We start from the raw sequence: 10,995 nt of genomic DNA on the forward strand, positions 1-10,995 counted from the left end.
CTTAATAAATACGGCAAATGATGGAGGCTACGATGACGTCGGTCGATCATCTCGATCTGAACCTGTTGCGCGTGTTCCAGGCGATCGTCGAGGAACGCAGCCTGACGAAGGCCGGCGAGCGGCTAGCGCTGTCGCAGCCGGCCGTCAGCTATTCGCTCGGCCGGCTGCGCACACTGTTCGACGATCCGCTGTTCGTGCGCACGCGTTCGGGCATGCAGCCGACGCCCGTCGCGCTCGAACTCGCGGGCATCGTCGGCAAGGCGCTCGACATGGTGCGCGCGGCGCTGCGCTACGCGGAGCGCTTCGATCCGGCCACCAGCACGCGCACGTTCCGGCTGTCGCTGTCGGACGCGGGCGAGATGGCGTACCTGCCGGCGATCTGCCAGGCGCTGCGCGAGCGCGCGCCGCGCGCGACTTTGAGCGTGCAGCCTATGCCGGTGGAGGAGATCGAGGAAGCACTGCGCGCGAGCCGGCTGGATTTCGCGATCGGCAACCTGCCGGAACTGATGCCGCGCACGCGCCACCAGGTGCTGTTCGAGGAAACCTACGTGTGCATGACGGGCCGCCGGCGCGGGTTGCCGGCCGGCACCGCGCTGAGTCTGGAACAGTTCGTGAGCGCCGCGCACGTCAACGTGAAATCGGTCGAGCACAGCCACCACGCGCTCGACGACGCATTGCGCGCGCAGGGCGTGGGCCGCAACATCGCGCTCGAGGTGCCGCACTTCGTCGCGCTGCCGAGCGTGCTGTCGGTCACGGATCTCTACGCGACGCTGCCGAAGCGGCTCGCGCAGATCCTGAACCGCGACAACGCGTTCCGGCTTTACGCGCTGCCCGTGACGCTGCCTCCCGCGCCGGTGACGATGCACTGGCACGAGCACTTCCATGAGGACGAGGGCAACGCGTGGATGCGTGCGCTGCTGGCCGAGATCGTCGAGCGTTTCGACGACGCGTGACGGCCGGGCCGCGCGCGGCGGGTGCCGCTTGAGCGCGTCAGAGATCGAGAACCAGCACCGCCGAGCGCGCGCGCGACACGCAGCAGCAGATCACCGTGTTGCTCGCGCGTTCGGCCTTGCTGAGGCAGTGGTCGCGATGATCGGGCTCGCCGTCGATGACGGGCACCATGCAGGTGCCGCACACGCCTTCGCCGCATGACGTGTCGACCTCGATGCCGATTCGCGCAAGCGCGTCGACGATCGACGTGTCCGGTGTGACGCGCACCGATTGCCCGCTGCGCTGAAGGCGCACTTCGAAGCCGTCGGTCTTGCCGGCGCCTGTGTCGGCATCTGCATTCGCATCAGCGGTGGCCGGTTCCACCGCGAAGCGTTCGAGATGAATCGAATCCTCGGGAATGCGCGTCGTGGCTGCCGCGACGACCGCATCCATGAACGGCCCCGGGCCGCACGTGTACACATGCGCATGCGCATCGATCGATTCGACGCAGCGGCCGAGTTCCGTTGCGAGCGCATCGGGCTCGACGCCGTAGTGGAACGTCACGTGCGACGCGAACGGCTCGGCCGACAGTTCGTCGACGAATGCCGCGTGCTCGCGGCTGCGCGCGAAGTAATGCAGCCGGTAGCGCGCGCCGCGCTTGTGCAGCGCATACGCCATCGACAGCAGCGGGGTGATGCCGATGCCGGCCGCGATCAGCACGTGTTCGCTCGCGTCATCCGTCAGACGAAACAGGTTGCGCGGAGCGCCGATCGTCAGCTCGGCGCCAACCGTCACGTCGTCATGCAGCGAACGCGAGCCGCCGCGCGACTGCGCTTCCTTCTTTACCGCGAACAGGTAGCTGCCGCGCTCGTCGGGGTTGCCGCACAGCGAGTATTGCCGCGTGATGCCGGACGGCGCGGTGACGTCGATATGGGCGCCCGGTTCGTACGCGCCGAACGGCTGGCCGTCGACGCGCGAAACCCGGAAACAGCGGATGTCCTGCGCCGCGTCGATCAGCGCGTCGATCCGGACCTGGTGGCGGTTCGCTTGCATGAAAAATTCCGTGGGGTAAGAGGAAGGCGGCGCGGCAGATACCGCGCCGTCATGCGATCGAGAATAGGGATGGGCATCGCATAAATCAAATCGATTAAAAAGTGATGCCTGAATCAGTGGGATAAATAATGTCTGGTTGCGATCAGCGATCAGCGATCAGCGATCAGCGATCAGCGATCAGCGATCAGCGATCAGCGATCAGCGATCAGCGATCAGCGATCAGCGATCAGCGATCAGCGCGCAGCGATTGCGTCGCCGGCATCGGCCGCCTGCGGCGCCTCCGTCGATGCATGACCGCGTTCGCGATCGAGGCTGCGGCGATAGTGCCGGCACCCGGCGGCGAGCAGCAGCGCCGCGAGCGTGGCCGCCGCAACGTTGACGATCGACATCGAATGGCCGACCGCGGCCGGCGCGCCGAACACGCGATCGGTGAACAGCGCGACGACGGTCGTGCCGATCCCGAGCGCGATCAGGTTCGACACGAGCAGGAACAGCGCGGAGATCTGCGCGCGCATCTGGTTCGGCGCGAGCGTCTGCATCGCGGCGGTCGACGTGGGCATCGGGAACGACGCGAAGAACATCGCGACGACGAGCATCGCGAGCGACGACGGCAGGTGGTCGAGCTGCGTGAACAGCGTCGCGGGGATCACCATGCACGCGGCGCCGATCGCGCCGGCGCGCATCGGTGCATCGCTGCGGCCACGGCGCAGCAGCCAGTCGTTGAGCCAGCCGCCGCAGAATACGCCGGCCGTGTTCGCGACCAGCAGCACGATGCCGAGCGTGTAGCCGGCTTCGACGGCCGTCATCCCGAAGCGGCGGATATAGAACGCGGGCGTCCAGCTCAGCAGGCAGTACAGCGTCATCGCGTAGAACGAGAAGCCGAGGTAGTGGCACGTGAAGGTCGAGCGGTGCGTGCCGACGAAGCGCAGCGAATCGCGCATCGACACGCGCCGCACGGCGCCCGAGCGATCCTGCGCGAGCCCCTTGCGCTGCGGGTCGCGCACGGTCGCGGCGAACAGCAGCGCGACGAACAGTCCCGGCAGCCCGACGATCAGGAACGTGACCTGCCACGCATGCACCTGCCCGACGACCGGCAGCGTGAACGCGCTCGCATGCTTGAGCAGCGCGATCACGTAGCCGCCGATCAGGAATGCGACGCCGCCGCCGATGAACGAGCCGAGCGAATACACGGCGATCGCGCGTCCGAGCTTCTCCTTCGGGAAGTAGTCGGCAAGCATCGAATACGCGCCGGGCGACAGTGCGGCCTCGCCGACGCCGACGCCCATCCGCGCGATGAACATCTGCACGAAATGCTGGCTGAGCCCGCACGCGGCGGTCGCGACGCTCCACAGCGCGATGCCGAGCGAGATGATCCGCGGGCGCGCGTAGCGGTCGGCGAGATACGCGACGGGCAGCCCCATCACCGCATAGAACAGCGAGAACGCGAAGCCGTTCAGCAGGCTGAACTGCGTATCGGACAGGTGCAGGTCGCGCTTGATCGGTTCGATCATCAGCACGAGGACCTGGCGGTCGACGAACGAAAAGACGTACGCGAGCATGCAGATGACGACGACATACCATTCGTACGTATAGCGCTTGCCGTCGGCAGCGCGGGCCGTGAATGCGGACATGCGGATTCTCCAGGAGCGGGCGGTGGAAAAGCGCGGCAGCGGCCTTGCGGGCCGGGCGCCGTCGCGGCGCGAAAGCGTGCGGGTGACACGATCGGAGACGCAGCGTAGTCGGCCAAATTCGGCCGCCATAGCCGGAGTGACAGCCGCGCCACACAGGCATCTACCGACCCGGATAAAGAAAACACCAGGGCCGTGCGCGCGGGCCTCCGCGCAGCGCATGTGCGGCGGGGCGCACGCGCATCATGCGGCGCATCTATATGCGTTATAGATCGCATTGCGTCGACGTCCGAAATTGTCGTTCCTAGACTCGGCCCGGTTTTGATCGGCAGCGTTGGCCCTTCGCGGCGAACGCGCCTCACACCATACGGCGCGATGTCGACAGGCGCCGGCATTTCTACGGGACGACGAACATGAACCATCCGAACGGGCGGGCCGACCGGCTTGCCGTACCGTTTGCCGCGCTGCTCGCCTGCATCACGCTGCCTGCGTTCGCGCAATCGAGCGTGACGCTGTACGGCCGCATCGACACCGCGATCGAATACGCGAACGCCGGGCCGAACCACGTGACGCGCATGGGCAGCGGCAACCTGTTCGCGACGCAGTGGGGGCTGAAGGGCGTCGAGGATCTCGGCGGCGGCTACGCGACGATCTTCAAGCTCGAGGACGGCTTCAACGCGGCGAGCGGCGCGCTGTCGAACAGCAGCGCGCTGTTCGGCCGCGAAGCGTGGGTCGGCATCACGGGGCCGTTCGGCGGCGTGCAGTTCGGCGAGCTCTACACGATCGTGCACACGACGCTCGTCACGTACAGCCTGCCCGGTCTCGGCGCGGGGCTTGCATGGGGCAACGCGACGAACAACTTCGTCGGGCCCGCGTTCCTGCGCGTGCGCAACTCGATGCGCTACACGTCGCCGCGCTATGCGGGCTTCATGCTGCGTGCGATGGCCGCGCGCGGCACCAACCGCGCGACCGGCCAGCCGGCGACGCTGGGCGATACGTACGGCGCGGGCCTCAACTACGTGCGCGGCGGGCTGTCGGTGGATGTCGACTACATGCAGCAGAAGTTCAGCCCGGTTGCCGCGTCCACGCTCGGCGACACGAGCCCGGCCGCGAACGGCAACTACACGGTGGGCGCGATTTCGTACGACTTCAACGTCGTGAAGGTCGCCGCGCTGTACCTGCGGCATCGCGGCGGGCCCGACGTCGCGACCGCGATCGACAGCCAGAGCGCGTATCCGCACAGCGACATCATGGAACTGAGCGCGACGGTGCCGATCGGGCGCGCGTCGCTGCTGCTGAGCGTCGGCCATTACCGGAAGGTCGCGGACAGCGACGGCAACGCCGATTCGTACGGCATCCGCTTCGACTATCCGCTGTCGAAGCGCACGGTGCTGTACACGGGCGCCGCGATGGTGCGCAACGGTGCGCATGCGCGCTTCGTCGTCAATGGCGCGGCGGGCGGCGGCGTCGCGGTCGCGAAGCCGGGCGCGACCGCCAGCTCGATCGTCGCGGGCATCCTCACGTCGTTCTGATCGCTCCGGCTCCGCCGGCCGGCCCGCGCCGGCGTGCGTCGTCATGCGCAGGCCGGCGGCTGCGGCGCGAGCCATGCGTCGAACGGCGCCTGCTGGCCGATATTGAACAGTTCGAGCAGCAACGCGCGCAGCCAGCGATGGCCGGGGTCTGCATCGAAGCGCCGGTGCCAGTACGCGTTGACGGCCCATTCGCCGGCACCGGCGATTTCGTACAGCACGCACGGCTGCCGCGCCGCGAACGTGATCGCGATCGTCTCGGGCAGGATCAGCGCGTAATCGCCGTCTTGCAGCAGCGCGGGCACCACCATGAAATCGGGCAGCGCCGCGCGCACGCGCGGCATCAGCCCGTGCCGTTCGAGCAATTGCATCGATTGAGGATGCGACGTGACCGCGACGAAGCGCAGCGCGTCGGGCGCCGCGCCGTCGAGCACGTAATCGTCGGGCAAAACGACGCGCTGCGCGGTGCGGCGCGGCATCAGCAGCACGCAGCGCTCGTGCAGCAGCGCTGCGCGCTGGAAGTGGCTCGACGCGTCGGCGAAGTGCCCGAGCGCGAAATCGATACGCCCGGATTCGAGCGCGACGTTGAGCTGGCATTCGTCGACGTGCAGCGTCTCGATCACGGCGCCCGGCGCGCGCCGGTCGAACTCGGCGAGCAGAGTCGGCAGGAACGCGCTCGCCGCGAAATCGCTCATGTGCAGGCGGAACACGCGCTGCGTGCTGTCGGGCATGAAGCGCGAGCCTTCGTCGAGCACGTCCTGCAGGATCGCAAGCGCCTTGTCGACCGATAGCGCAAGCCGCTGCGCGCGCGGCGTCGGTTCGACGCCGGTGCCGGTGCGCACGAACAGCGCGTCGCGGAACATCAGCCGCAGCCGGCCGAGCGCGTAGCTGACGGACGGCTGCGTGACGCCGAGCCGCAGCGCCGCGCGGCCGACGTGCCGCTCCTCGTAGACCGCGCGAAACGTCTTCAGCAGGTTGAGATCGAGATCCTGCACGCGCAGGCCGTCGGGTGCGTCGCTGTCGTGCGGCACGGTGTCGGCGCGAGCCGGGGCCGCGGGGCGGCCGGTTGCGGGATGCATCATCGTGGTTTCCTCGCGGTGACGGAGGGCGCATGGCCGTAACGTCGCGCATACGCCTTCGCGAAATGGCCGAAGCCATGGATGCCGTGCGTGATCAGCACGTCGGTCACGCTGCGCGCGTCGTCGCGCTGCAGCGCCGCGTGCACGGCGGCAAGCCGGCGTTCACGCACATATGCGGCCGGCGTGGTGTGCAGGAACGCGCGGAATGCGTGCTGCAGCGTGCGCGGCGCGACGCCGGCGACGGTCGCCAGCGCGGCGAGCGCGAGCGGTTCGCCGAGATGCGCGTCGACGTGGTCGCACGCGCGGCGCACATGTGCCGGCAGCGGCGGCGTGCCGCGTGCGAGCGCGTCGCTGTACGAATGCGGCAGGTGCGTGAGCAGCAGCGACATCAGCCACGCGGTGAGATCGGCGCCGACGGTTGTCGCGGCCGCGCCGATGCCCGGCTGAGCGCCGAGCCGGCACAGGTATTCGAACGTCGGCAGCACGAGCGCAGCACCCGTGCCGGTGCCGCCGGCTGCGAGTTCGAACTGCAGCGGCCGCGTGAGCGTCGCGTGCAGCATGTCCTGCAGCTTGCGTTCGAGCGCGCCGCGTTCGAGCCGCAGCACGAGGTTGCGGCAATCGGGGCTCGTGCTCAGGCGGCTCGCGAGCGCGGGCGACGACACGGTCAGCTCGCCGGGGCCGGCGCGCGCGACGACGCTGCCGGCTTGCAACTCGCAGGCACCGGCGAGCGTCAGCCGGAACAGGAAGTGATCGGCGTCGCCGCCGAAGTCGATACGCGTTTCGCGGCCGTAGCAGAGTTCGAGCAGCGCGCCGTGATGCAGCGGCACTTCGTACAACTCTGCGCGAAACGGATCGCGGCCGCGCGCGGCCATCCGGTGCGGCCCGAGCCGGTGCGCAACCGCGCGTTCGACTTCGTCGGGCGCCTGCAGCGTGCCGAGCCGGTTCGGCGCATGGCGGGAAAGGGCAATGTCCATTCATGGACCTCGTGTCGGGTGCGTTGGCGCTGCTTCATACGCAGCGTCGCGATTGCGTTGCGCGAACGGGCGCGTCGTTGCGCGTTTTGAAGCGACGCGGCGGGGGCGGCCGCGTAGTCTCGGAAACACTCGATCAACCGGAGACGACGATGAAGGTATGTGTATTGGGTGGCGGCCACGGCTGCCATGCGGCAGCCATCGATTTGCTCGAGAAGGGGCACGACGTGACGTGGTGGCGGCGCGACCGCGAACCGCACGCGCGGCTGCGCGAGCTCGGCGTGTTGAACGTGACCGACTATCGCGGCAGGCGGCCGGTGCCGCTCGGCGATGCGCCGGGCGCGATCCGCCTGACCGACGATCTCGAGGCCGCGCTGCGCGCCGCGCGGCTCGTCGTGGTGCCGCTGCCGGCGACTTCGCACGACGCGCTCGCCGCGCAGGCCGCGCCACTGCTCGAGGACGGCCAGGTCGTGTTTTTGCCGCCGGGTACGTTCGGCAGCTTCGTGTTCGCGCGTGCGGCGGCCGATGCAGGCAACCGTTCGCGCGTCGCGTTCGCCGAGACGGGCACGCTGCCGTACCTGGTGCGCAAGCACGGCGATAACGATGTCGTGATCAGCGCGTATGCGACGCGGTTGCCGACCGGCGTGTTCCCCGCGAATGCGGCCGGCTGGGCGTTCGACGTACTGCGCGCGGGCTACCCGTCGGTCGAGCCGGTCGAGGACGCGTTGTCCGGCGCGCTGATGAACGCGGGGCCCGTGATCCATCCGCCGCTGATCCTGATGAATGCCGGACCGCTCGAACACTTCGACGCGTGGGACATCCACAACGAAGGTACGCAGCCGGCGATCCGTCGCGTGACGAACGCGCTCGATGCAGAACGGATCGCGGTGCGCGAAGCGTTCGGCTACCGCGCGCCGCATTTCCCGCTCGCGGATCATTACGCGGCCGAAGGCGACGAATGGATGTACGGGCGCGGCGCGCACGGCAAGCTGACCGATAGCGGCGACTGGCGCGAGAAGATCGATCTGCGCACGCATCGCTACATGCTCGAGGACACCCGGCTCGGGCTGTCCTTCATCGTGTCGTGCGGGCGCCGGGCCGGCGTGCCGACGCCCGTCGCGCAGGGGCTGCTGAGCATCGCGAGCGCGGTCGCGGTGCGCGATCTGTATGCGGAAGGCCGCACGTTCGAGCGGCTCGGGCTCGCGGCGTTGACGAATGACGCGATGCGTGCGCTGCTCGACGTGGGGTACGCGGCATGAGCGCGGCCGCCGATGTGACGCGCGTGCATGTGGTCGGCGCGGGACGGATGGGGCAGGGGATCGCGCTCGTGTTCGCGTTCGCGGGCCTCGACGTAACGCTGATCGACTTCAAGCCGCGCGACGCGGCCGGATGGCGCGCATTCGAGGATCGCACGCGCGACGAGCTCGCACGGCCGCTGCACGTGCAGGTCGCGCTCGGCCGCATCGATGCCGTGCAAGCCGACGCCGTCGTTGCGCGCATTGCGCTCGTTGCGCGGGACGGCGCGGCGGATGCGGTGCGCCGCGCGGATATCGTGTTCGAGGCGCTGCCCGAAGTGCTCGATGCGAAGGCCGACGCGCTGCGCTGGCTCGGCCATAACATAGATGCGCACGCAACGATTGCGTCGACGACGTCGACATTCGTCGTCACGGAGTTGCAGCGCCATGTCACGCATCCTGCGCGGATGCTGAACGCGCACTGGCTGAACCCTGCGCTGCTGATGCCGCTCGTCGAGATCAGCCGCAGCGACGCAACGGATCAGTTGGTGGTCGACCGGCTCGCCACGCTGCTCGAACGCATCGGCAAGAAGCCGGTGATCTGCGGGCCGGCGCCCGGCTATATCGTGCCGCGCATCCAGGCACTCGCGATGAACGAGGCCGCGCGGATGGTCGAAGAAGGCGTCGCGAGTGCGGAGGACATCGACACGGCGATCCGCACCGGCTTCGGCCCGCGTTTCGCGGTGCTCGGGCTGCTCGAATTCATTGACTGGGGCGGCTGCGACATCCTGTATTACGCGTCGAAGTATCTGGCCGGCGAGATCGGCCCGCGCTTCGCGCCGGCCGAGAGCGTCGTGCGCAACATGGAGGCGGGCCGCGACGGCGTGCGCACGGGTGCCGGATTCCACGACTATGCGGAGGTCGACGTGCCCGCGTACATGCGGCAGCGGCTCGGTGAATTCGTGCGGTTGCTCGATCACCTCGGGCTCGCGCCGGCGTTCGACGGTGCACGGCGGGAAGGCGGCAACTAGGCGTTGAGTCGGGGTGGCGAGCGCGAGCGGTGGCACGTGCCGGCCGCCGCCGTGTTCACTGCCCGCCGGTGCGGATCGGCCCGCTTGCGCGGATCGAAGCGTCATGGTCACGCCGTCTTGCCGCGCGTGTCGGTTGCGGGGGCGGCGGGCGCGGCACCCACGATCCGCGTCTCGCGCATCACGCACAGCGTCGCGACGGTGACGAGGCCGAGTGCGACGAGAAACAGCGATACCGGCCACGACGCGTGATAGCGCGCAAGCAGCGCGGTCGCGATCAGCGGCGACATCCCGCCCGCGAAGATCGATGCGACTTCGTGGCCGAGCGCGACGCCCGAGTAGCGCACCTCGGTGCTGAACAGCTCGCCGACGAGCGCGGGCAGCGTGCCGATCATCGCGCCGTGGCTGACGGCCGTGCCGACCGTCAGCGCGAGCCATACGAGCGGCGTCGCACGCGTGTCGAGCAGCCAGAAGAACGGAAACGCGCACGCGACGAGGCTCAGCGCGCCGATCAGGTACACGGGCTTTCGGCCGATCCGGTCGGACAACCGGCCCCATGCGAGCATCGCGCCCATCTCGACGATCATCGCGATCATCACGCCGGTCAGCATCACGCCGTTCGGGATGCCGACGTATTTGCCATAGACGAGCGAGAATGCGAGGAAGATGTACGCGCCGCCGTTCTCGGCCACGCGCAGCCCCATCGCGAGCAGGATTTCCTTCGGGTGGCGGCGGATGCATTCGACGATCGGCAGATGCGTGTGCGCGCCGCGCTTGCCTGCCTGCTCGAAGTCGCGGCTTTCCGGCAGATGGCGGCGGATATAGATGCCGATCGCGAAGATGACGATGCTCGCGAGGAACGGCAGCCGCCAGCCCCACGTGCGGAACGCGTCGTCCGGCAGCGCCTGCGCGGCGAGAAACGCGGCCGACGACAGCACGAAGCCGCCGCCCACGCCGAGCTGGCTCCATGCCGCGTAATAACCGCGCTGCTCGGGCGGCGCGTTCTCGCTGATCATCAGCACGCCGCCGCCCCATTCGCCGCCGGACGCGATGCCCTGCAGCAGGCGCAGCACGACGAGCGCCGCCGGCGCCCACAGGCCGACCTGCGCGTAGGTCGGCAGCAGGCCGATCGCGAAGGTCGACGCGCCCATGATCAGCAGCGTCCACACGAGCGACGCCTTGCGCCCGTAACGATCGCCGACGTGGCCGAACACGATCCCGCCGAGCGGCCGCGCGACGAAGCCGAGCGCGAACGCCGCGAACGCGGCGAGGCTGCCCGCGAGCGGCGATGCACCGGGCGGGAAGAACACGTGGCCGAACACGAGCGCCGCGGCCGTGCCGTACACGAAAAAGTCATACCATTCCATCGCGTTGCCGGCGACGGAGGCGATGACGATCCGGCGAAGTTGCCGGTCGGCGAGCGGCCGGGCGGCGCTCGGGGACTGCACGGTGTCGGTCGGGTACATGGCGGACTCTGAAGGGGGAGGCAGGCGCGTGCCATCTTTGCAGCACTGCGGGCTAGTGTTGTCGGCACCGTCTTCC

The 10,995-nt window shown here is 68.9% G+C and carries 9 protein-coding genes; 4 read left to right on the top strand and 5 right to left on the bottom strand.

Translation table 11 applies throughout. From position 1 onward, the window contains the following. Positions 1-32: 32 nt before the first annotated feature. Positions 33-953, top strand: a complete 921-nt coding sequence (locus tag DM992_RS28780; protein WP_111020452.1) for a LysR family transcriptional regulator — start codon at positions 33-35, stop codon at positions 951-953. A 37-nt stretch (positions 954-990) separates the two neighbouring features. On the opposite strand, the gene DM992_RS28785 is transcribed toward DM992_RS28780, so the two are convergent. Both DM992_RS28785 and DM992_RS28790 read right to left on the bottom strand, forming a co-directional pair. Beyond that, positions 991-1,983, bottom strand: coding sequence for a PDR/VanB family oxidoreductase (locus DM992_RS28785; RefSeq protein ID WP_111019641.1), 993 nt, complete (start codon positions 1,981-1,983; stop codon positions 991-993). A gap of 233 nt (positions 1,984-2,216) precedes the next feature. Next, on the bottom strand, positions 2,217-3,614 hold the full coding sequence (locus DM992_RS28790; protein WP_111019642.1) for an MFS transporter: 1,398 nt from the start codon (positions 3,612-3,614) through the stop codon (positions 2,217-2,219). 410 nt (positions 3,615-4,024) lie between these two features. Here DM992_RS28790 and DM992_RS28795 point away from each other — a divergent pair, with 410 nt between their 5' ends. Next, entirely contained in the window at positions 4,025-5,143 is a 1,119-nt protein-coding gene (locus DM992_RS28795; protein ID WP_111019643.1) for a porin, read from the top strand. A 41-nt stretch (positions 5,144-5,184) separates the two neighbouring features. On the opposite strand, the gene DM992_RS28800 is transcribed toward DM992_RS28795, so the two are convergent. Then, complete coding sequence (locus DM992_RS28800) at positions 5,185-6,222, bottom strand: LysR family transcriptional regulator (protein WP_111019644.1); 1,038 nt, start codon at positions 6,220-6,222, stop codon at positions 5,185-5,187. Continuing rightward, complete coding sequence (locus DM992_RS28805; RefSeq protein WP_111019645.1) at positions 6,219-7,193, bottom strand: AraC family transcriptional regulator; 975 nt, start codon at positions 7,191-7,193, stop codon at positions 6,219-6,221. The genes DM992_RS28800 and DM992_RS28805 overlap by 4 nt, the downstream gene beginning before the upstream one ends. 149 nt (positions 7,194-7,342) lie before the next feature. Here DM992_RS28805 and DM992_RS28810 point away from each other — a divergent pair, with 149 nt between their 5' ends. Both DM992_RS28810 and DM992_RS28815 read left to right on the top strand, forming a co-directional pair. Next, positions 7,343-8,449 carry an NAD/NADP octopine/nopaline dehydrogenase family protein gene (locus tag DM992_RS28810; RefSeq protein WP_111020453.1) on the top strand — a complete coding sequence of 369 codons (1,107 nt, stop codon included), beginning with the start codon at positions 7,343-7,345 and terminating at the stop codon, positions 8,447-8,449. Continuing rightward, positions 8,446-9,456 (top strand): 3-hydroxybutyryl-CoA dehydrogenase, encoded by a 1,011-nt coding sequence (locus DM992_RS28815; RefSeq protein ID WP_111019646.1) that lies wholly within the window; start codon positions 8,446-8,448, stop codon positions 9,454-9,456. Before DM992_RS28810 ends, DM992_RS28815 begins: the two co-directional genes overlap by 4 nt. Before the next feature lie 107 nt (positions 9,457-9,563). Here the strand turns inward: DM992_RS28815 and DM992_RS28820 are convergent, their stop codons facing one another. Next, positions 9,564-10,919 carry an MFS transporter gene (locus DM992_RS28820; RefSeq protein ID WP_111019647.1) on the bottom strand — a complete coding sequence of 452 codons (1,356 nt, stop codon included), beginning with the start codon at positions 10,917-10,919 and terminating at the stop codon, positions 9,564-9,566. Positions 10,920-10,995 lie beyond the last annotated feature (76 nt).

Origin of the sequence: Burkholderia sp. JP2-270 (assembly GCF_003233675.1) — a bacterium.
GTDB lineage: Bacteria > Pseudomonadota > Gammaproteobacteria > Burkholderiales > Burkholderiaceae > Burkholderia > Burkholderia pyrrocinia_C.